Raw genomic sequence first — 23,376 nt, 5'->3', positions numbered from 1 at the left:
TTCGTTTTTGATTATTCCATTCTGAGACTTTTGACCGGATTGGCATTTGCTGCCCTTATGGCCTGAAAACTTACTGTGATTACCGTGACTAACATGGCCCCAATCATGGCTAAGGCAAAAATCCACCACTCCAAAATAACGCGGTAAGGATATTCTTGTAGCCAACCATTCATTACATAGTAAGCAATGGGTACGGCGATAAAACAGGATACCGTTACGAGTTTTAGAAAATCTTTGGAAAGCATATTCCAAACATTAAATACGGAAGCCCCCAACACTTTTCGCACACCAATTTCTTTAGTCCGCTGTTCGGCTACAAAAGAGGTGAGGCCGAACAAACCAAGACAACTTATGATTATGGCCAAAGCTGTAAAGATTCCAGAAAGTCGTCCAACCCGCTCTTCAGCGGCAAATTTTTTGCCGTACTGTTCATCCACAAATTGGTATTCGAATGGGATATCAGGGAAATGCTCTCGAAATATACCTTCAATGGCGGCAATGTTCTGTGTTGCACTTTGGGTGGGATTTAGTCTTAGATTATAGTAACTAAAATTATTGTCGCGATCATATACATACCAACCTTGTTTTACCGGCTCGTAGGGAGATTGGGCAATGATATCTTCAACAACTCCAACAATTGTGCGAGTCGGACCAGGGTCTTCTTCGTTTGTACCTCGAATAAGCATTCCGACAGGGTTTTCTACACCCATATATTTTACCGCAGTTTCATTGATAAGTATTCCGAGTGAATCCGATGCAAATTCCCTGGAAAAATCTCTTCCTTGAACTATTTTTAAATTCAATGATTTTGCGTATTCTGGAGAAACTTCAGTCCATGCAAAGTCCTCTTGAAAACCTTCAGGCTTACCTTCCCATGTATAACCGCTTCTGTTAGACCAAATTCTTGTGGTTGGACTACTGGAGGTAGACATTTCAACTACGGCCCCGGAGTTTATGAACTCATCCCTCATCAAATCCGTTTTACCAATAAAATCACGACTAAAAGTGGGCACTTGAATGAGTCCTTCCTTGTCGTAGCCAACGGGCCTGTTTTTGGCGAAGTTAATTTGTTGCATCACAATTACAGTTCCAATAATAAAAGCAACGGATACTGTAAATTGAAAAACAACGAGAATTTTTCGAGGGGTACCGGCATGCTTTCCTGCTTTGAAAGTGCCTTTTAAAACATCGACAGGATTGAAAGAGGACAGGTACAATGCAGGGTAGCTTCCCGCCAACAAAGCAGTTAATAGAATAAAGACGACTGAAGCCAGCCAGAAAACTGGGCTGCCCCATGGAAATGAGATTTCCTTGCGAGCAAGTTCATTAAAACCGTCTAAAGAAACCAATACGATCAACAATGCAATGGTAAAGGCAAATAAAACCACCAAGAAGGATTCCCCTAAAAATTGATTTATCAATTGATTGCGCTGTGATCCAATAGATTTTCGGATACCAACTTCCTTTGCTCTTTTTTCTGACCTTGCCGTACTCAAGTTCATAAAGTTGATACAGGCCAACAGTAAAACAAATGCGCCAATAATGCCAAACAACCACACGTATTTGATACGACCTCCAACTTGCTTGCCACCTTCAAAATTGCTACGCAAATACCAATCTTTCATCGGCAAAAGAAAAAGCTGTGGATTGAATTCCGCAGTATCCTCGTTCAGATCTTTTTTTACGTCTCTAATAATACTATTTACGTTCTCCAAATTGGCATTTTCAGCTAGCTGCACGAAGAGCTGAAAGGAATTGTTGCCCCAATTGTCCTCTCCTTCTTGAACCCATTCGTTGATAGAAACATAGTGGTCCCAAGGGATTAAATATTCTGTGTCGCTAAATGAGCTATTGTAGGGAATATCTTTATAGACAGCGGTAACCATTAAATCATGTTGGTTACTTGCTTTTACCACTTTTCCAATAGGGTCTTCAGCTCCAAAAAGAGCTTCAGCCACGGATTCGGATAGCATAATTGAATTTATCTCGCGAAGCCCATCTTTATCTCCCTTTACTATTTGTAGTTCAAGAAATTCTGGAGCTTCACGCTGCATATAATTTCCTGGTCTGGAAATACTGGTCTCGTTATACTTTAAATACAGGTCATTGGTCCATGAAGACATAATCAAGTGTTCAAAGTTGTCCATGTAGCCGTCTCGCAAGGCATTTTCCAGCGGTCTTGGAATTGCCGGTCCTGTGCCAATATTCCCATTGAAAGTTTGGGACTGCATCATTTGGGCAATTTTATCATGATTCGAGAAATGATTGTTATGGGATAACTCATCATGCATCCAAAGACCAATGATGAGGGTAACTGCCATCCCCAATGCCAGTCCACCTACATTGATGATGGTATAGCTCTTATTTTTTGAGAGGTTTCTCCAGGCAATTTTCAAATAGTTCTTTAACATGATTGTTGTTTTTTGATTTATTCAGTTCGAAGACTCTTAATAGGGTTTGCCAATGATGCCTTCAACGATTGAAAACTTACAGTGAGCATTGCAATAACTAAAAGCAAAAGAAAAGGCCATAAAAAGAAACTCCAGTGAATGGAAATGCTAAAAGCGTAACTTTTTAACCAATGATTCGCCATAAACCATGAGAGCGGAATGGCAATAGCAAATGAGATTATCAATAGAGTGCTAAATTCAGTAAACAGGAGTCTTAAAATATTAACCACTGATGCGCCAAGTACTTTTCTAATTCCGATTTCCTTTGTCCTTTGAAGTGTGGTAAAAGAAGCCAATCCAAAAAGACCAAGGCAAGCTACAAGGATAGCCAAAATCGTAAATAGACTGAAGACCTTTCCAAATTGTCTGTCCTGCAGGTATTGAGCGTTAAAATGATCATCAAGAAAGAAATGTTCAAAAGTATTTCCTGGGAAAAACTTTTCCCATTGGTCTTGTACAACCGCCATTGTTTGAGCTACTTGTTGTGGCTGAACTTTCAGGGAGAAAAAACCATAAACATCGGGAACCAAGCACAATATCAGCGGTTCATAGGACTGATGTAATGATTGTTGATGGAAATTCTCAATAACCCCTACAATTATATATTGATTGCCCCAAAATTCGATTTCCTTTCCAATAGCTTCGTCCGGATTATCAAAACCTAATTGTTGAACACCCTTTCGATTAAACACCACCGTGCTTTTATCGGCCCCAAAATCCTTTGAAAAGCTGCGCCCAGCAATTAGTTCCATACCATAAAGACTCATAAAGTCATGGTCCACTCTCATAAATCGGTATTGCTTTTGCTCACTGTCACTTTGCGTAACAAGACGAATGCCTCCTGCGTTGATGCCACCATCTTGCCCTGGAACAGTAGAAGAAACAGCAGCCATATCGATAAAAGGGAACTGAGTCAAAGCTGTTTTAAAAGATTCTTTGCGATTTACAAAGGTCGAATCTGCCACAATGGGAGGTTTAATAACCAACGTTTGATCAATGTTGATGCCAAGAGATTGATCACGCATAAAATTGATTTGTTTATAGACCACAAATGATCCAATAAGCAAAAACAGTGACGCTGCAAATTGAAACACCACTAAAGATTTCCGTAATGTCTGACCCTGGTTTGAACTGGTAATAGTGCCTTTTAAGACCTCAACAGGCTTAAAACTGGATAACACAAATGCAGGGTAAGAACCTGAAAGAATTACCCCTAGTGTAAAAACTGTTATTAGCCCCACCCAAAATAGTGGTCTAGCAAATAAGGTAACAGACATTTGTTGTCCTGAAAGTGCATTAAAGCTTGTTAGCGAAACAAGCATGAACAAAATTGCAAAGACTAAAGCAAGACCATTGAACAAGGCAGATTCGCAAAAGAATTGTACAATCAATTGTTTTCTTAAAGACCCAATAGCCTTTCTTACCCCAACTTCTTTTGCCCTATTGACGGCTCTGGCGGTTGCTAGGTTGATATAATTTACCCAGGCAATAATAATTATGAAGATAGCAACTCCCAAAAGTAGATAGACCATATCCTTATTTCCGTTGGGTTCTGCTTCTTCCATATAATTGGAAGTAAGATGAATATCGGTTAGAGGCTGCAAATTATAGGTTACGGCTGCATTGAATCTCTCTAAAAGTTCACCTACATGTGTTTCGGCGATAGGGACAAACTTGTCCTCTACTTCAGCAGGAATAGCACCTTCAGCTAACAAAACATAAGTCAAACATCCATCCCAATCCCAAGCGGTATCTGGGGTGTTATTCCCGATATTATTCAAAAAAGTGGGATAGGAAACGAGCATCTTACTCTTGAGATGAGTATTTCTAGGCATATCTTCAAAGACACCAGTGATGGTGTAATCGTTAGTTCCGTTTGCATTTATTACTCTACCCACGACATCTGTTGTCCCAAATATTTGGTTGGCAGTTGACTCAGAGATTACCACGGTGTCTGGCTGATCCAAAATTCCTTCGGTTTGACCATAAATAAGGGGGTAAGAAAAAATTTCAAAAAACGAGGTTTGCGAGTAATAGACCTTATCAATTTTTAATGGATTATTATTTACCTCAACAATGATGTCACCTGCCGGGATGACCTTTACAAAATTCTCAATTTCAGGAATTTCTTCAGCGAAAACATTACCTGCAGCATATGCTCCTGCCGCCCACTGCGTTGAAAGTTTCCCATTGTCATAGCGATCTTGTTGGATTCTGTAAATACGATCTTTGTTTACGTGGAACTCATCATAGCCCATTTCAAAGAAAACATATTGAAGAATCATAAAACATGCGGTAATGCCAATAGCCAAACCACCAATATTTATGAATGAATAAACCTTGTTTTTAAGTAAGTTTCTCCAAGCGATTTTAATATGATTTTTTAACATGATTCCTCGTTTTTTGATTTGATTATTCGGTTCGCAAAGATTCAGCAGGATTAATCAAGGCAGCTTTTAGGGATTGCGCCAAGATTGATAATGTTGCTATAAGAAGCACAATCAATAGTGGAACAATAAACATCCAAAGCCCCATGTCAATTTTAAAGGCATAATTTTCCAACCATTTTTTAGTTAGAAAATAAATTAAGGGTAGGGCAATTACACTTGAGATTAATACTAAGCTCAATAGTTTTTTGGGTATTATTAGCAATGCCTGTCCTACTGAAGCACCTAAGACCTTCCGCACGCTGATTTCCTTGATTTTTTGCATTGCCATATGGGACCCCATTCCAAAAAGCCCAAGAGTTGCAATAAAAATCGCCAAAATGGAAAAGAGTAGACATATGGTTCCAAATTTTAAGTCAGCTTGATACTGTTGGTTGAAATACTCATCAACGAAGAAGTGCTTTAGAAGGTCATCAGGGAAGAAATTCTTGTAAGTTGTCTCAATATCTGAAATAGTCTCTTTTACATTATTACCCGCAAGAATGTTAATTGTTATGTAATCCGCATTATAGTAGTCAAAATAAAGAAAGACCATTGGTTCATACTCGTTCTGAAGAGATTGTTGATGGTAGTCCTCGACCACTCCAATTATCTCGGCATTTCTTTCTATTCTTAGTTCAAAGATCATGGGTTTGTTTATGGCCTCATCAGGATTTGAAAAACCTAAAATTTCCGCTGCCGACCTATTAATGATTACTCTACTGGCTTTGGAATTTTGGGCATTGGCCTCCTCGTTGTAGAAATTGGCATCCTGTTGTACATAATCCCGTCCCGCGAGCAGATCAACATCATATGTTTTGAAGAAGTCTTGATCAATACTTACATATTTTGCTCCGGATGCAGTTTCCTTAAGGTCTTGGGGTTTCCGAATTAGATTGCTCCATGAAACCTGGTTGCCTGGAATTTCATTGGATAGTGCTACACCTCCAATCTTTGGATTTTGCATTAGCTCTCTTTTAAATGCTATAATCTTACTTTGCATGGTAGAATCAGAATAAATAGGAGCTGCCAGCACCAAATTTTGGTCTGCCTTAAACCCCAAATCCTGATTTTGCATGTAGGAAAACTGATTATAAACGATAAACGTACCGGCTATCAGTGCAATTGAGATAACAAATTGAGTTATAACAAGGGCTTTCCGCAAGGAGTTACCTTTAGTTCCATGATGAAATTTTCCCTTTAAGACCTCGATTGGAATAAAATTAGATAAGACAAAGGCAGGATATAGGCCAGCTAAAATCCCTCCCCCTAGAAATATTCCCAGTACGGTAAACCACACTTCGCGTTTAGTCCACATTGAGAAGTCCAATACTTCATTTCCCACTAGCGTGTTAAAAGAAGACATCAATAAGCTTATGAATAGGAAAGCCAAGAGCAGAGCCAAAAAGTTGATTAAAAGAGATTCGTATAAAAATTGTTGCACCAAAGCTCTTTTGTTTGCGCCGACTACTTTTTTTAGACCCACTTCCTTTGCTCTTTCCATGGATTTGGCTGTGGATAGATTTATGAAGTTAATAAGCGCTATTGCAATTATAAAGCCAGCTACTATAAGTAAAAAGTTCAAAGTTCCACGACTGTTATTGGCAGAAATCTCTTTGTCAATGTTGGATGTTAAGTGAATATCTTTTACCGGCTGCAGGTCAAAACGAGCTTCAAAACCATGCTCGTTCATAATGTCGCTAAGATAGTTTTGGACGAAGGCAGGAAATTTAGATTGTAATATTTCGGGGTCAGTGCCTGGTTTCAAACGAACATAATTGTAAAATTCAGGCCAGACCCAACTATTGTCAAAATCACCTTCTTTTGGAAATGTGGCATAGGATATGACTATGCCTAAAGGTAAATGCGAATTCTTGGGAAGGTCATCAAAAACACCATTTATTTTGAGTTCAAAACCATTATTTATTTTAATGATTTTCCCCAAAGGATCCTCATTCCCAAAAAAACGTGCGGCAATTTCTTTGGTTAAAATGGCTGTATTGGGTTCGGCAAGGGCATTAGATGGATTTCCAACGCGTAAAGGAATATCGAACATTTCCAAAATGGAATTGTCGGCAAAGTAAATATGATCGTCATTAGCACCCGACTTAATCAAATTACCATTTGCATTTACGTAGGACAGAATTATAGAACCGGAAGTGACAATGGATTTATCAACAATTCGGACATAGCTTTCCACCTCAGCAAAATCTCTTTTCATTGCCGGTCCTACGGCCGGGTGATTCGTAGCAATTGTGGCAAAACCCTTATCTCCTAAATTGGAAGTAAGGGTTACACGATAAAGATCATCGACATGTGGAATAAATTGATCATAGCTTTTTTCAAATGCAATATAACGCGCTAACAGCATAAAAGCGGTTATCCCAATGGATAAACCAAGAATGTTGATTCCAGTAAAAAGCTTGTTCTTCAGGAAAAAACGAAATGCAATTTTAATGTGATTTGTAAGCATGATTCTCTCATTAGTAATAGTTTATTCGGTTCTTAGACTTTTGACAGGATTAACCACTGCTGCCTTTATACTTTGGTAGCTAACAGTAAAAATTGCGATGGTTACAGCCAATAAAGGCGCTATTATAAATACTTCCCAACCTATGGATATGCGATAAGAAAAATCTTGGAGCCATTTATCCATTGCGAACCAACCAATGGGAAGGGCCACCAATATGCCAATTGCAACCAATCTTAGAAAGTCTTGCGTTAACTTATAGGTAATTTGACCGACACTGGCACCTAGTACCTTTCTTACCCCAATTTCCTTGGTTCTTTTCTCTGCATTAAAGGCAGCCAAACCAAATAGACCCAAACAGGCAATTAATATGGAAAGTGAAGTAAAAATGAAAAATATACTACTTAAGCGTTGCTCGGCTTTATAGGTTTTGTTGAAGGAATCCTCCATAAAATAATAATCAAAAGGTTGACCGGGAGCAAGCTTGTTCCACACACTTTCAACACCGGTTAAAGCGGTCTGAAAATCAGCCGTGCTTAGCTTGACAGCCATCGAACCGGCAAATTTGTCCAACCCAAGACTTAGGGCTTCGATATCATCTCTGAAAGGGGAAAAGTGAAAATCTTTGACAACACCGATAATGGTTAGAAATTGAGGATTTTCTTGGCCAAGATCAGAGGTGTATCTTTTGCCAATGACTTCTTGTGGGGTTAGACCTATGGTAGCGACGGCAGATTCATTTATAATAATACTGGTAGAATCATTTTTAAATGTTTTATCAAAATTTCTGCCGGCAACAATTTCAAATCCAAGGGTGGAGATATAATCATGGTCAACACCCCAGGTCTGCATGGATACCGCACTTTCTTGATCGGTTAGCCCATCTTCGGGGGCAAATGTGCTATCGCTTCGCGAGGAAGGTGTGGGAAAATAACTGCTTAAAGTCACATTTTTAACGTAACCTAGTTTTTTTACCTCTTCTTTAAATGCAAGTCTTTTATCGCCTAAGGCATATACGTCATCAATTATCAACACCTGATCTTTAGAAAAGCCCAAGTCCTTATTCTGTATATACTGCAATTGCTGATACACCACTAGAGTTCCCACAATAAGAAATACAGAAATAGCGAATTGGAAAATAACCAATCCATTTCTGACTCTGCTTCCGCCTATACTATTGCTGTTGGACCCTTTAAGGACTTCAACAGGAATAAATTTTGACATAAAGAAAGCTGGATAACTTCCAGAAAAGAGGCCAAGAAAAATACCAGAAACGAATAAAATCAGCCAGAATAAAGGATTTGAATAAGGCATGGAAATATCCTTGTCAGCCAATTGATTAAAGAATGGAAGTGCTATAATAGCTACGACCAAAGCAAGTAATAACGCTCCAAAGGAAACCAAACCAGATTCCACTAAAAACTGCCGTACCAAATCGGTTTTATTTGAACCTAAGGTTTTTCTAACCCCAACTTCCTTGGCTCTTTTTAAAGAATGCGCGGTTGATAAATTCATGAAATTAACGCAGGCCAAAACAAGAAGAAAAATGGCTATAAAACTTAAAATATAGATTCCTTGAATATTGTTGTTGGGGCTTATTTCGGCAATCCTATCGGAATTTAAATGAATGTCCGTTAAAGGAATTGTGCTAAAAATTAAATGATTGCCTGCGGCCTTAAATTGTTCTTCGGTAATTCCTGGCATAAATTGTTGCACCCCTGGAATTACATACTTGCCCAAAAAGCCTCGCAGTGGTTCTTGGATATCATCGATATTGGCTGAGGGAATTAATTTGATAAAAGTTTGATAGTTATTACTTCCCCAATTTACAACTCGAGAATCCTCATAACCTGCCATGGCCATAAAAACCGTGTGTTCTCTCAAAAAGGAATTTTTTGGCAGATCATCTATGACGCCAGTGACTGTAAATGTTTGGGAGTTGTTCAACTCTAGGGTCTGCCCTAATGCCTCATTGATTTCGAAATGCTTTTCTGCTGCTGTTTTAGTCAACACCACCGTGTTTGGAGCAGTCAAGGCGGTTTTAATATCACCAACCAATAACTTTATGCCAAACATTTTAAAGAAGGTCGAATCAACAAAGGTGGACTGTAGTTCTTTGACATTAACTTCTGTGCCTGTTCGTTTTACAAGTGCACTGCCTCGGGTACGAAACCTGGTGGCAAGTTCCACTTCAGAGAAATCGTTTTCTAAGGCCTCGGCGATTGGTGCAGGACTAACTGCAAATTTCCGGTCCTCTCCGCCAAACTTTATGTCATTGTTGATTCTGTGGATTCTATCCGCATCAGCAAACATTTTGTCATAACTGAGTTCATCAATAATATAAAGTGAGATCAAGAGACTTCCTGCTATACCAATCGCAAGCCCAAAAATGTTCAAAAATGTGAAGAAGGGCTGTTTTTTGAGACTACGCCAAGCTATTTTAAAATGATTCTTTAACATGATGTTCGTTTTTGTATTATTCTGTCCTTAAACTGTTTACAGGATTGGCCATAGCTGATTTTATTGCTTGAAATCCAATGGTCATCAAGGTGACCAATAAGGTTAAAGCTCCAGCCAACCCAAACGCCCAAGCCGGAACGTTTATTCGATATGCAAAATCACTTAGCCATTGATTCATAAAATAATAGGCCAAAGGCGATGCAATCAATATTGCGATAGCAATCAACTTTAAAAAATCTTTTGAGATTAAAAAGGTGATACTGTTAATACTTGCCCCCAATACTTTTCTGATACCTATCTCCTTAGTGCGCTGTTTGGCCATGAAAGTGGCCAAACCAAATAGCCCCAAGCAGGACAATAGGATTGAAATTATAGCAAAATAACGGGCCAAAGTGCCCGTCAACATTTCTGTTTTATAATTTGCAGCATATTGCTCATCAAGAAAGTCATAATGCAATGGTGTGTCTGGCAATACTTTTTCAAAAACGTTTTGCACCGAGGCCAATCCTTCTTCAGTTTGTCCCCCATCTAGTTTAATCATCAACTCACCTGCATTTTCAGGCTCCAATAAGAAGACAGTGGGTTGTATAGGCTCATAAAGTGATCTGTTGTGAAAATCTTTTAGCACCCCTATTATTTGCCGTTGTGCACCCCATAATTGAACAGTTTTTCCAATGGGATTTGCACCTAGTTGCATCATGTCCGCGGCTGTTTGGTTGACAACCAAGTTCAAAGTGTCTTGTGAGCCTTCCCTGTAATAATCTCCCTCATTGAGAGGAATATCAAAAGCGCTTGGGAAATTGTGGGCAGTCCATAAAAGGGCAAATTCAATATTTTCTTGCTCTTGGGTTTTTCCTGACCAGCTGACACCGCTGCTGGAAGCCGGGGTGGCCAAGGGAGAAGGTCCAACCAAAGTAACAGCTTCAATACCAGCAGAAGCTGTCAATTCACTCTTTAAGACCTGATATTTTTCAGTAATCACTTGGTCTTGATGTATGGATATGATATGATCTTTGGCAATGCCCAAATCCTTTTTATTCACAAAATCTATCTGATTTTGAATGACCAAGGCCGAAATGATCAATAAGATAGACAGTGAGAATTGCAACACGACCAATCCTTTTCGCAAAGAGATGGTGTTTTTCTGTTCCTTGCCGGCTCCCTTAAGGGCTTCAATAGGTTTAAATGATGAAATAATCAGCGAAGGGTAAGCTCCAGATAGAAGCGTTGTGAAAGCGAAAACCGCAAAAACGATAATCCATAGTTGCGGACTTGTTATGTCTATGGCGAGCTGTTTACCGGTAAGGGTATTTATAGAAGGTAAAAGTAATGCCGATATTACTAAACCTGCGAGAAAGGCAAGTGAGGTTATTATAGTAGTTTCCATAAAGAATTGCACAACCAGCATATTCTTCTTTGCACCTACAACCTTTCGTACTCCAATTTCTCCAGATCTTTTGGTCGCATATGCTGTGGAAAGGTTTATAAAGTTAATGCAAGAAATAATTAGAAGAAATATGGCTGCCAAAGTAAATATTCTCACATACTCAATACGTCCGCCGGATACTTTTGCTTGTTCATCAAAACGGTTATAAAGATAATTTTCAGAAAACTTCTGCATGAGAATGCCTTCCTTGAACTCACCAGAGATGTTTTCCCGAAAGAGTTGCTCTGTCTTTTTTGCAACCGCAGCTACATCAGCATCTTTACGCAACAAAAATGCACCTTGCATTCCATTGTTTCCCCATTCCAACATCCAGTCATTCTGGCTTAGGTGACGTTGAAAGCCGTAATAAAAATCGTTTTGAATGGAAGATTGTGTTGGAAAATCCTTGTATACTGCTTCCACAGCAAAATCGCCATTGTCATAAATATGAATGGGACTTCCCAAAGCTTTTATTGGCCATTCATCACCCCAAAACCGTTTAGCCAAACTTTCTGATATCGCAATTGCTTCCAGTTTTTCATCCAATGCATTAATATCCCCAGCAAGTACAGGAAAAGAGAAAGAGTTGAAAAAGGCAGCGTTGGCAAATGCCCCAGGCGCTCTAAAATCTGTATTCTGAATGCGCAGGTTATCGTCAAAAGTCCTTCCAAGAGTAATATATTCATCAATTTCTGGAAGTTGTTCTTTGGCAGTTTTCAACAAAGGATAGGATATGCCACTATAAACATCCAAAATACCCTCTTCTAATGGAATGGTTCTTTTCACCAAAAAAAGCTGGTCGTCTTTTTCGTGGAACTTGTCCATACCAGATTCATCAAAAACCCAAAGCAACATTAAAAAGGAAACCGCAATTGCAATGGATAAGCCAATTGTATTAATGGATAAATACACTTTGTTTTTGAGCAGTGTTCTCCAAGCGGTTTTTAAATAATTCTTTAACATGATGTTCGTTTTTTGATTGGCTATTCAGTTCTTAGACTTTTTACAGGATTTACAACTGCCGCCTTTATACTTTGATAGCTTACGGTCAATATTGCAATTGTCACAGCTAAAAATGTAGCTAATACAAAAACCTCAAAGCCAATATCAATACGGTATGAAAAATCTTCCAGCCAGGTATTCATTGCATACCAACCTATTGGTAATGAAACAAGCACTCCAATACTAACTAGCTTAAGAAAGTCTATAGCCAGTCTATATGTAATTTGGCTTACGCTGGCTCCCAATACTTTTCTTACCCCAATCTCCTTGGTTCGTTTTTCTGCATTGAAAGCAGCCAATCCAAAGAGTCCGAGACATGCTATTAATATGGATAGCACAGTAAACACGACAAAAATTTGCCCCAGTTTTTGTTCCGCCTCATATGTAGTATTAAAGGCATCATCCATAAACCGATAGTTAAAAGGCTGCCCCGGGGCCATCTGGTCCCATATTTTTTCTATTGCAGAAACGGAACTGGAAAAATCCCCAGCATTAAGCTTTACCGCCATTGAGCCAATTGAATTACCAAGTGTTAGACTTAGTGCACTAATATCTTTTTTTAACGATTCAAAATGAAAGTCTTTAACCACACCGACAACTGTAAAAAAGGTAGCATCTTGTTCACCTAAATCCCTAGATATGCGCATTCCAAGAACTTCTTCTGTTGAAACCCCTAAAATAGATACTGCGGATTCATTTAAAATGATGGCCGTTGAGTCAGCAACAAATTGATTGCTAAAATTTCGACCAGAAACTAGTTCCATATTTAGAGTAGGGAGATAATCATGATCTATCCGCCATATCTGCATGTTTATTGTATTTTCTTGATCTTTGGTGCCTTCCTTAAAAAAGGAAGTATTGCCCCGATAAGAGGGTGTTGGAAGAAAACCAGATAAGGAGGCACTTTCTACTTGCCCAAGGCTTGCAACTTCTTCCTTAAACGCTTGTGCGTTATCTCCTGCTGCGTATGCATCTTCAATAATTAATACTTGATCCTTAGAAAAACCAAGATCCTTACTTTGAATAAAATCCAACTGCTGGTAGACGACAATTGTGCTTACAATGAGGAAAACAGAAATTGCAAATTGGAAAACGACCAAAGCATTTCTAACTTTTCCACCACCAATACTTTTTTCTCCAGAGCCTTTAAGTACTGCGACCGGCATGAACCTTGACATAAAGAAGGCCGGATATGCTCCTGAAAATATTCCCAAGAAAAAGGTGGCTGCAACTAAAGCAATCCAGAAAAATGGATTGGAAAAAGGAATTGAAATAGCCTTGCCTGCTAAATCATTAAAAAATGGAACCGCAATAATTGCTATGAGTATTGCAAGAACAAGAGAAATAAATGTGATTAAGCCAGATTCCATTAAAAACTGACGTAAAAGATTTGCTTTTGTGGAGCCCAAAGTTTTTCTAACACCTACCTCTTTACTTCTTTTTAAAGAATGTGCTGTAGATAGGTTCATGAAATTAACACTGGCCAGTACAATTAAAAAGAGCCCAATAAAGGATAATATATATATGTTTTGCATACTACTATTGGCACTCATTTCCGATTCTAAATCGGAATGCAAATGAATTTTGGTAAGTGGTATTGAACTTAAATAGTAGTGGTTGCCCGAAGCTTTGAACTGCTCTTCTGTTATACCAGGGAAAAACCTTTGCGCATACGGTATAACATATGTGTTGAACATAGACTGTAAGGGCTCTTGAAAGTCATCTGAATTTACCCCTGGAGCTAGTTTAATAAACGTGGAATAGTTGTGGCTGGTCCATTCTGTACTCAGAGCATCCTCATAACCAGCCATAGCCATAAAAACACTGTAATCTCTAAGAAAGGAATTTTTTGGCATATCATTGATAATGCCTGTGACTGTATGGGTGCCCCCATTGTTCAAAACTAAAGTTTGACCCAGAGCTTCGGATGTTCCAAATTGTTTTTCTGCAGCTGTTTTGGTCAGCACTAAAGTATTGGGTTCTTTTAAAGCGCTATTAATGTCCCCTTTCAATAGTTGTAACCCTAACATTTCAAAAAAGGAGGCATCCACAAAAGTTGAATTGCTCTCTTTTGTATTTTGCTTTGTATTACTTTTTCTAATAAGTATGCTGCCATTTCTCCTAAACCTCGTAGCAAGTTCCACTTGTGGAAAATCCGTCACCACAGCATTTGCCATGGGTGCTGATACTTCGGCCATTTTACTTTCTTTGCCCCCAAATTTGACATCCACATCTATTCGATGTATGCGGTCTGCATCTGCGAACATTTTGTCAAAACTTAGTTCGTCATAGATATATAAAGAGATAAGCAGACCCCCTGCCATACCTATGGCAAGTCCAAAAGTGTTCAAAAATGTAAAGAAAGGCTGCTTTTTAAGACTACGCCAAGCTATTTTTAAATGATTCTTTATCATGATTGTTCGTTTTTTGGTTGACTATTCGGTTCGTAAACTTTTCACCGGACTGGCCACGGCCACTTTTAAGGTTTGATAACTTATGGTTAATAATGTGATGACCATTATCGATAGTATGGCAAATGCAAATACCCACCAATGAATTTCCGTTCTATAGGTATAACCCTGAAGCCATTGTTCCATTAAATACCATGCAATCGGAGTGGCAAAAACTCCTGCAATCAGAATCAATTTGAAAAAATCCGCAGTAAATAGTGCCAGGATATTGCCAACGTTGCTTCCCAACACTTTTCGAATGCCAATTTCTTTGGTACGTAGACCAACAAAAAATAGAATTAAGCCATATAGCCCCAAACACCCAATTAAGATGGCAAGACCAGAGAAAACTTTGGAGAGCGAGAGATAACGCTGTTCCGTTTCGTATTGTTGGGCGACTCTTTCATCCAAAAACTTATACTCATAGACGTATTCCGAAAAAGTGTCGGTCCAAACCTGCTCAATCTGGCTAAGCGTAGCGTTGGTATTGTTCATATTAACTTTAAAAGCTAGCTCGTTATACCAATCGTTGTTTGCACCGATGAAAACTGGATTTATTTGTTGCGTAAAATCAGTGTCATGGAAGTCTTTTACGACACCAACAATAGTGGCTTTGACACTCCCGCCGCTAGCTTCTATTTTTTTACCAAGCAATTCTTCAACAGATGCCAACCCCAGTTTTTGGGCAAGTCTTTCATTGACCAAAACTTCGGTAAGTGAATCACTCTTAAAAAAGTTTCTCCCCGCAATCAAGGAAATATCAAATGTTTTGATAAAATCGATATCCCCAGCTTTAATTTGAATATTGAATTCTTCATCTTCTGGCTTGTTGTGATATTTTATATTAGTGCCCCAGCGACTTTCCGCCCCCCCAGGACTGCTCAGACAGGCAGTAGTGTTTTGCACTCCCGGAATTTGGTTAAATCGGTCTTTAAGCCCTTGTAATTGCACGGGTTCTATATTCTCTGGGATATCTACCATTACAATAGATTCTTTGTTAAAACCTAGGTCTGTATTTACCGCATAATCAATCTGTCTTGATATGATTAAAGTTGCGGCTATAAGGGTAATGGAAATTGCAAATTGGGCAACAACCAATATTTTTCGTGTAGTGTTGCCTCCCGTATCATTATGACTTAGTTTTCCTTTTAGGGCCAATACGGGAACAATTCGTGACATCAATATCCCAGGATAACTTCCAGATAAAAAGGAAACCATACCTAAGACCAAAATCAGGAATGTAAAGAATCGTATATTCAATAAATGATATGCGGACAACTCTATCTGAAAGAGATCGTTGAAAGAGGGGAGAAATAGAACTGCAAGACCAACGCCAATAAGAATTGCAAAAAGGCTGATGACAAATGTTTCCGACAAAAATTGCCAAAACAAATGTTGTTTAAAGCTTCCCAACACCTTTCGAACCCCAATTTCCTTGGATCTATAAAAAGCTTGTGCGGTTGAAATATTGATAAAATTAATACAGGCTATAACGATGAGAAAGAGTCCAATGATTCCAAAAACCCATAGTAAAACCGGGTCAAGCCCGCCATAACGTGGATCATAATGCATCGCTGATAAGGCCTGAAGTCTATAGACATGTTTATTCTTGTTTTTTGCTCGGTGTTTTTTTGGAAGTTCTGCAAGCGCAGTTTCAATATGACCAATATTTTGGTTTGGTTTTAACAATGCAAAGCATTGTAGGTTGGAAGTAATCCCATTCCAACTTTCCTTGGCGGCGAATTCAAAAAAGTCTTCTAGATTTTTAAAAGAGACGAAGACTTCCGTTTCCAGGAAAGTGGTTTTCGGAAGATTTTTCAAAACTCCGGTTATCTGGATTGTCTTGTCGTTTTCCAAAACAAAACTTTCCCCAACCACTTCCGTTTTACCATACATTTTTTGCGCAAGGTCTTCCGTAATGATTGCCGTATTGGGTGCAGATAAGGATACTTTGTTGCTGCCATCTAATAAAGGATAATTGAAGATTTGGAAGAAATTATCTTCAACAAAGGCCACATTTTCTTTAAACTTGTCGACAGAGCCATTTTTTTTGGAATGCAATACGAACCCGTGTTGCGTTACAATTTTTGCAACTTTTTCAGCGTATTGGTAATCTTCACGAAAAGTTTTGGCAAATGCAGGAGGAACACTGGCTTCATATTCAACTAAATCCCTGTGTTCCTCCGTTACCATTCTGTAGATTCTATCAGAATTTGCATGGAAATTATCGAAAGAAAGGTGATAGCTTAAGAACAAATAGATGAGAACACTACTGCCAAAGCCTATGGCCAAGCCTAAAATATTAATGGCAGTAAACACCTTCCTTTTTAAAAGGTTTCTCCAAGCAATTCTGATATAATTCCTAAACATGGCTGCGTTTTTTTGATTGTGATTGATGAATAAACTCGATTATACCATGGCGCCTATCTCCCGATTCTTACTTTCAGTTACTATTTGACCATCAAATAGGTTCACTACTCTATGTGCATAGTGCGAATCCCTGTCAGAGTGGGTAACCATTACAATAGTGGTTCCTTCTTGGTTCAGTTCGGTAAGTAGATTCATGACTTCTATTCCGTTTTTGGAATCCAAATTACCCGTCGGCTCATCCGCAAGAATCAGTTTGGGATTAGTTACGACCGCTCTTGATATGGCCACACGCTGTTGCTGGCCACCTGACAGTTGTTGTGGAAAATGCTTTTCGCGATGTGCTATTTTCATACGTTCCAAAACCGCCTGGACTTTTTCTTTTCGTTCAGACTTGCTCATCTTTAGGTAGATCAATGGTAGCTCTACATTTTCGTAAACGGTAAGTTCATCGATGAGATTAAAACTTTGGAAAACAAAGCCCAAGTTTCCTTTTCGCAGTTGTGTGCGCTGACTTTCTTTAAGTCCGCTGACTTCATGGCTGGCAAATTGATAGCTTCCTTCTGTAGGGTTGTCGAGCATACCTATAATATTCAACAATGTAGATTTTCCACATCCGGAAGGCCCCATAATAGCCACAAATTCTCCTTCGGCAACATTAAGGTTTACACCATTAAGTGCCAGAGTTTCTACTTCCTCGGTTCTAAAACTTTTTTTAAGTTGCTTTATCTGTATCATTTTCTGATTGTTATCCTGTTTGATTTATATATTTAAAGACATCTGGACTGTGCATTCTGTGACAGTCTTTTATTTTAATACTATTCTTTCTGCTGTTCCAAAACTGTCGTAATTGCTGGTAATTACAGTTTCACCTGGTTGTAGCCCTTCCAAAACTTCAAAGTATCTAGAGTTTTGTTTCCCGATTCTGATGTTTCTTTTTAGCGCTTCATTACCATCAGTTCCAACTACGAAAACCCATTGCCCGCCGGTGCTTTGGAAAAAACCACCTTTTGGCAATAAAAGAGCATCACTTGACGCGCCCAGCTGTAATCGTATATTGTAGCTCTGACCAGCTCGAATAGTTTCGGGTTTTTCACCGGTAAAAACTAAGTCAACCTTAAACCTACCGCTACGCACTTCGGGATAAACCTTTCGCAATCGTAACCCATACTCTTTCTCATTTCGTTCTAAGGTTGCTGAAAGCTCTCTTTTTACACGATCAATATAATGTTCATCTATTTCTGCTTCAATTTTGAAGTCGGTAAGGACATTTATTTGACCTATGCGTTCACCTTGTGAAATGTTCTGCCCAATTTCTGCATCCAAAAAACCTAACTGTCCGTCGGCGGGAGCTCGCACATTTAGATGATCTAAGCGCTCATATACCATGGACAAGGTTTTTTTCATTCGGGTGAGGTCAGTGTCAAGCCCAGCCAATGAGGTTTTCCTCATTTCGCTATCTTGTTCAGTCTGGAGCTTTACAATCTCATGTTGTTTTTTGGAAAGCTCATAATTTTCTTTGGACAAAAGATATTCCTCTTTGGATACAAGTTCCTCCTGGTACAAAGCTTCGTTCTGTTCGTAGTTTCGTTTTAAGCGTTGAAGGTCATATTCGGCAGTTGCCAAAGATCTCCGTCCTTCAACTTGTCTAGAATCGAAAGTGAGTCTAGTGGAGCGAAGATCATTTTGTTTTAAGGCAAGGTTACTTTCGCTTGCTAAGATTTGCTCATATAGCCCCATGTTTTCCAGCTTAAGGATGATATCACCTTTTTTGACCATGGTGCCTTCTTCAATCAGTTTTTCAGAAACTCGCCCTCCCTCGTAAGCATCCATATAGATGGTGGCTATGGGAGCGACATTACCATTAATGGTAATATAATCGTCAAACTTACCTTCTGTCACCTGGGAGATGGAAAGACGTTCTTTCTCTGTTCTATAAGTAGAAATTGAACTTGCGAAGAGGAGCTTATACCCGGTGAACAAGGCCAACAAGCCCACAGCTATGTAGCCGTAGTGTTTTGGTTTAAGTCCTTTCTTCTTTTCTAATTGTATATCCATGATTCTTTTTAGTTGATGTTAAAAATGGGCAGTCCGTTGTAAAAATCGATAGTGCTTTTGTTTACTTTCAGTCTTAGGCCCACCTGTAGGTTTTCATTTTGTGCAACGCCGAATAAGTTCTTGGCCTGGAAAAGGTCCAAGGCATTTATCAATCCTTTTTCATAACGTTTTTGCGCAATGGCAAACGCTAACTCTTGTGCTTGCACCTTTTTTTTGCTCTGCTCAAACTCATCTTTCAAAGCCCGGTTTGTTTGTACCAATTGTTGCAAAAGCTGAAAAAGCTCCTGTTCTTGGATTTCAAGATTGTTTTTGGCTTGTAAATAGGCAATTTTTTGCTGCTTTACACGTGATCGATTGGACCAGCCATTGCTGATAGGAATATTAAGCTCAGCACCTACAAACTTTGAAGTGTTATCCTTGAATTGTGTTCTAAAGGGAATAAGATTTCCATTGTCGTCCACATTGGTTTCAAAATAACTGGTTCCTATTCCAGCAATTAACGCAAGGGATGGATAAAGACCTCCCCGAATGGAATGCAGTTGTTTTTTTGCAGCATTCATACGAAACTCCTGTGACTTTACTAAGGGTACAAAACCTCGCGCCACATTATATAAAGAATCTAGACCTACTTCTTGGTTGCTGAGTTCTTCTGCATCATCCAAACTCGGTTGCAGATCAATATCATTTTCTTCGTTCAGGTTCATTTCCTGAAGTAAAGTAAGCTTAGCGATGGCAAGCAAATTTTTGTTTTGAGTGACCAAAAGTTTATCTCCCAAAAGATTGGATTCTGCTTCATACAAATCTGCACCGGCCATCATACCCAATTCCACTTGTTTTTGTACCAAGTCATAGTTGGATTGCGAAATTTCTTGCTGCTCTAATGAGTTTGCCACTAAACCCTCGTAAAACTTAATATCATAAAAAGCACTCATAACCCGGAACGCTAGCAGAAACTTTTCCTGTAATACATCTTCTTGGGTAGCTTTATAAATGAACTTTGAAGCTTTAATGGCGTTCAATTTTTGAAAACCTTGAAATACATCCAGATTGGTTCCCAGTGAATAGTTGTTTCTAAAGAATTCGGTATTTACAAAATCGTTGGTATTGGGATCTTCGGACCGTCCAAATTGTATCCTATAATCGGTATACCCATTTACTCTGGGCAACAAATCCCTTATGGATTGCCTATAGGTTTCTCTACCGGCGTCATTGGCATAGGATGTATTTTTTACTTGAAGGTTATGTTCAATGGCATAGGCAACACATTCGTCCAACGTCCAAACCTTTTGGGAAAATCCGGCAAGGGATAGTAGAAAAATAAATGCAGTTATATATGTTTTTAACGTCATAGTTTTTATGCTGTGCCAAACTATTTACCATTGTCATGCCAAATTATTAAATCGCTGAAAAACAATTGATTAAACTGTTCCTTAAGTGGGAAATCAAATTCGAGTGTAAAATATTTGTACAAAATTTGTCCAATTTTTTTACACTGTTGAAAAGGATAATATATCAATTTGTAGTTTTAGGACTTGTAAGACTTGAAACCCCATGACTAACGCCAACATTTTAGTGGTAGATGATAATAAAAGCGTCCTTAGCGCTTTGGAAATCTTGTTGCAGTTTGAGTACAATAGTGTTCAAACCATATTTAACCCAAATCAGATTTCCTCTTTTCCGAATCTAAATGAAATTGACATTGTCTTGCTGGACATGAATTTTTCCGCGGGGGTAAATACTGGAAATGAAGGGCTATTTTGGTTGAATGAGATAAAGAAAAAATCTCCCAACACCTCGGTAATTATGATGACGGCCTATGGAGCGGTAGATCTTGCAGTCACCGCGTTAAAGCAAGGCGCGTCCGATTTTATTTTAAAACCTTGGAACAATGAGCGCCTATTGACCACAGTTAAATCAGCTTATGAATACCGTAAATCCAAAGAGGAGATTCATAAACTTAAAAAGAAGGAAAGCCATCTAAAACAAGTGATAAATGACGATAAGAATTTTATCATAGGGAACTCCAAGGCTTTGACATCAGTGCTAAACCTTACCAGAAAAGTGGCAAAAACGGATGTCAATGTTCTAATTACCGGTGAAAATGGTACGGGGAAAGAGTTGATAGCAAGAGAATTGCATCGCCTGTCATCACGGAAAGATGAGGTCTTTATTGGGGTAGATATGGGTTCCATAGCCGAAAACCTATTTGAAAGTGAACTCTTTGGGCATATTAAAGGGTCCTTTACAGATGCCAAGGAAGATAGAGCCGGCAAGTTTGAAGCGGCAAATCAAGGGTCCTTGTTTTTGGATGAAATGGGGAACCTGTCTTTACAGACGCAGGCCAAATTATTATCTGCAATTCAGAATAAATCCGTGATCAGGGTGGGCTCAAATAAACCCGTAAAAGTGGATATTCGATTGATATGTGCTACCAATTGTAATTTGGAGCAAATGGTAGTCGATGGACTTTTCAGGGAAGATTTATTGTATAGAATCAACACCATTCATATCGAAGTTCCACCGTTACGCGATCGAGATGGTGACATCCTTATTTTGGCTGATTTTTTCCTTAAACGATTTGCGAATAAATATGACAAACCAGGATTGCGTATCAATAATTTGGCCCAGGAAAAACTTATGGAGTATTTATGGCCCGGGAATGTGCGGGAATTGCAACATACTATGGAGAGAGCCGTAATCCTTTCTGAAGGAAACGTGTTAAAACCTTCTGATTTTTTATTGCATAGCAAGCCTTCACAATCTTTTGAGCACGGCCCGGCAACCTTGGACGAAATGGAACAGCAAATGATTTCAAAGGCTTTGGACTTGCATGATGGCAACTATAGTGCGGCAGCCGAACAACTGGGAGTTTCCCGACAGACACTTTATAATAAATTGAAGAAAAAGAATAAATAAATGGCCAGTAGAAATTTTTACTTCAAGGTAATCTTCAGGGTACTTTTGATTGCTTTAACGGCGGTTGCTCTGGCTTTTTCCATTGTCTGGAAATGGTATTTTACCTTAGTCTTCTCTACCTTTTTTCTTGGGGCACAAGTATACTATCTAATTAAGTTCATTAATAGTACAAATCGCAAGATTGCTTATTTTTTCGATGCCATTCGAAACGAGGATTTCACACTTCGATTTCCAGAACGGGTATCCATTGAATCGTTTAAGGAACTCAATAGAAGTCTTAACCGGGTAAATGATTTAATTCAAGAAGTGCATTTGCAGTTGCAAATTAAGGAGCAATATTATCAGGAAATTTTAAAGCAGGCCAGTATCGGAATAATGACTTTTAATGATAAGGGACATATTCTTTTTGCGAACCCAACACTGGAAAAATTACTGAACTACACCCCTTTGAATCATATAAAACAGCTATCCCAGGTGGATGAAAAGTTATATGAGGTCTTTAAATCATTTCAACCCTTTGAGCGAAAGCTTTTCCAATTGACCAATGAACGCGAACAGATTCAATTAGCATTGAAATCTACACCCTTGACTTTGGATGGAAAATCATTACTCCTTGTTGTAGTGCAGGATATTCATCAAGAACTGGATGAAAAAGAAACAGAATCATGGGTGAGATTGATACGTGTTCTGACCCATGAAATTATGAATACGATAACTCCTATAGCCTCAATTTCGGACTCTATTATCAAATATTATCGGAATAATGGGGAGATAGTTCCGATGGAAAAATTGGGTGAAAGCCAGATAAAAAACACCCTGAAGGGACTTGAAGTTATTAAGGAGCAAGGGGGAGACTTAATGGATTTTGTACAGTCGTACCGAAGCCTATTGAACGTTCCAGAACCGAACCGAGCCATTATTGATGGTGTTGGATTGTTAGAGAAGATAGACGTATTGATGTCAGCTCGGCTGAACGCTGAAACAAAATTCTCTGTGACCTGTTTTCCAAAGGACCTTGAGTTTTTTATTGATGAAAAGCAGATAACCCAGGTATTGATCAATCTTGGGAAAAATGCAATTCAGTCTGTAAATGAGACAGAAAATGGGCAGGTACGTATGATTGCTGGAACGGATGACGAGGGAATAAAGTACATTGAAGTCAGGGACAATGGACCTGGAATTTCACCGGAATTGATGGATGAGATTTTTGTTCCTTTTTTCACCACAAAAAAAGAAGGCACAGGGATTGGCCTAAGCCTTTCCAAAAGGGTCATGCAAATGCATGGAGGAAATTTAAAAGTGCACTCCATTCCAAATCGAGAAACAGTTTTTAGATTGACGTTCAACTAAA

12 protein-coding genes are annotated in these 23,376 nt (G+C 38.8%); 2 read left to right on the top strand and 10 right to left on the bottom strand.

Annotated features, from left to right (window positions below; translation table 11 throughout):
* Nucleotides 1-11: 11 nt before the first annotated feature.
* From ACOKFG_RS02530 to ACOKFG_RS02485, 10 genes are all read right to left on the bottom strand, one after another.
* A complete protein-coding gene (locus tag ACOKFG_RS02530; RefSeq protein ID WP_422861800.1) occupies nucleotides 12-2,411 on the bottom strand; it encodes an FtsX-like permease family protein in 2,400 nt (799 codons plus the stop codon).
* Nucleotides 2,412-2,428: 17 nt separating this feature from the next.
* A complete protein-coding gene (locus ACOKFG_RS02525; protein ID WP_298792585.1) occupies nucleotides 2,429-4,840 on the bottom strand; it encodes an ABC transporter permease in 2,412 nt (803 codons plus the stop codon).
* 22 nt (nucleotides 4,841-4,862) lie between these two features.
* Entirely contained in the window at nucleotides 4,863-7,349 is a 2,487-nt protein-coding gene (locus tag ACOKFG_RS02520) for an ABC transporter permease (RefSeq protein ID WP_298792583.1), read from the bottom strand.
* A gap of 21 nt (nucleotides 7,350-7,370) precedes the next feature.
* Entirely contained in the window at nucleotides 7,371-9,806 is a 2,436-nt protein-coding gene (locus ACOKFG_RS02515) for an ABC transporter permease (RefSeq protein ID WP_422861799.1), read from the bottom strand.
* A gap of 16 nt (nucleotides 9,807-9,822) precedes the next feature.
* Nucleotides 9,823-12,195 (bottom strand): ABC transporter permease, encoded by a 2,373-nt coding sequence (locus ACOKFG_RS02510; protein ID WP_298792579.1) that lies wholly within the window; start codon nucleotides 12,193-12,195, stop codon nucleotides 9,823-9,825.
* Between the two features lie 20 nt (nucleotides 12,196-12,215).
* A complete protein-coding gene (locus tag ACOKFG_RS02505; RefSeq protein WP_422861798.1) occupies nucleotides 12,216-14,648 on the bottom strand; it encodes an ABC transporter permease in 2,433 nt (810 codons plus the stop codon).
* Nucleotides 14,649-14,669: 21 nt separating this feature from the next.
* A complete protein-coding gene (locus tag ACOKFG_RS02500; protein WP_422861797.1) occupies nucleotides 14,670-17,054 on the bottom strand; it encodes an ABC transporter permease in 2,385 nt (794 codons plus the stop codon).
* 39 nt (nucleotides 17,055-17,093) lie between these two features.
* Nucleotides 17,094-17,789 (bottom strand): ABC transporter ATP-binding protein, encoded by a 696-nt coding sequence (locus tag ACOKFG_RS02495; protein ID WP_298792573.1) that lies wholly within the window; start codon nucleotides 17,787-17,789, stop codon nucleotides 17,094-17,096.
* Between the two features lie 69 nt (nucleotides 17,790-17,858).
* Nucleotides 17,859-19,109, bottom strand: a complete 1,251-nt coding sequence (locus tag ACOKFG_RS02490) for an efflux RND transporter periplasmic adaptor subunit (protein ID WP_298792571.1) — start codon at nucleotides 19,107-19,109, stop codon at nucleotides 17,859-17,861.
* An 8-nt stretch (nucleotides 19,110-19,117) separates the two neighbouring features.
* Nucleotides 19,118-20,458 (bottom strand): TolC family protein, encoded by a 1,341-nt coding sequence (locus ACOKFG_RS02485; protein WP_299170845.1) that lies wholly within the window; start codon nucleotides 20,456-20,458, stop codon nucleotides 19,118-19,120.
* Nucleotides 20,459-20,660: 202 nt separating this feature from the next.
* Between ACOKFG_RS02485 and ACOKFG_RS02480 the strand changes: the two genes are divergently transcribed.
* The gene (locus ACOKFG_RS02480; protein WP_299170844.1) at nucleotides 20,661-22,025 is read left to right on the top strand and encodes a sigma-54-dependent transcriptional regulator; all 1,365 of its coding nucleotides are present in this window, start codon (nucleotides 20,661-20,663) and stop codon (nucleotides 22,023-22,025) included.
* Nucleotides 22,026-23,375 (top strand): sensor histidine kinase, encoded by a 1,350-nt coding sequence (locus ACOKFG_RS02475; protein ID WP_422861796.1) that lies wholly within the window; start codon nucleotides 22,026-22,028, stop codon nucleotides 23,373-23,375. It abuts the gene before it with no gap.
* Nucleotide 23,376: the final 1 nt, after the last annotated feature.

It is taken from the genome of Flagellimonas rhodophyticola (genome assembly GCF_049332665.1).
In the GTDB taxonomy this organism is placed as follows: Bacteria; Bacteroidota; Bacteroidia; order Flavobacteriales; family Flavobacteriaceae; genus Flagellimonas.
Note: the sequence above shows the minus strand (reverse complement) of the source record. Positions and strands in the feature narration are given on the sequence as shown.

Excerpts from the sequence above, each read along its gene's own strand:
- ACOKFG_RS02505 (WP_422861798.1), bottom strand. The coding sequence starts at position 14,648 with ATGATAAAGAATCATTTAAAAATAGCTTGGCGTAGTCTTAAAAAGCAG.
- ACOKFG_RS02520 (WP_298792583.1), bottom strand. The coding sequence starts at position 7,349 with ATGCTTACAAATCACATTAAAATTGCATTTCGTTTTTTCCTGAAGAAC.
- ACOKFG_RS02490 (WP_298792571.1), bottom strand. The coding sequence starts at position 19,109 with ATGGATATACAATTAGAAAAGAAGAAAGGACTTAAACCAAAACACTAC.
- ACOKFG_RS02500 (WP_422861797.1), bottom strand. The coding sequence starts at position 17,054 with ATGTTTAGGAATTATATCAGAATTGCTTGGAGAAACCTTTTAAAAAGG.
- ACOKFG_RS02530 (WP_422861800.1), bottom strand. The coding sequence starts at position 2,411 with ATGTTAAAGAACTATTTGAAAATTGCCTGGAGAAACCTCTCAAAAAAT.
- ACOKFG_RS02475 (WP_422861796.1), top strand. The coding sequence starts at position 22,026 with ATGGCCAGTAGAAATTTTTACTTCAAGGTAATCTTCAGGGTACTTTTG.
- ACOKFG_RS02510 (WP_298792579.1), bottom strand. The coding sequence starts at position 12,195 with ATGTTAAAGAATTATTTAAAAACCGCTTGGAGAACACTGCTCAAAAAC.
- ACOKFG_RS02480 (WP_299170844.1), top strand. The coding sequence starts at position 20,661 with ATGACTAACGCCAACATTTTAGTGGTAGATGATAATAAAAGCGTCCTT.
- ACOKFG_RS02515 (WP_422861799.1), bottom strand. The coding sequence starts at position 9,806 with ATGTTAAAGAATCATTTTAAAATAGCTTGGCGTAGTCTCAAAAAACAG.
- ACOKFG_RS02485 (WP_299170845.1), bottom strand. The coding sequence starts at position 20,458 with ATGACGTTAAAAACATATATAACTGCATTTATTTTTCTACTATCCCTT.
- ACOKFG_RS02525 (WP_298792585.1), bottom strand. The coding sequence starts at position 4,840 with ATGTTAAAAAATCATATTAAAATCGCTTGGAGAAACTTACTTAAAAAC.
- ACOKFG_RS02495 (WP_298792573.1), bottom strand. The coding sequence starts at position 17,789 with ATGATACAGATAAAGCAACTTAAAAAAAGTTTTAGAACCGAGGAAGTA.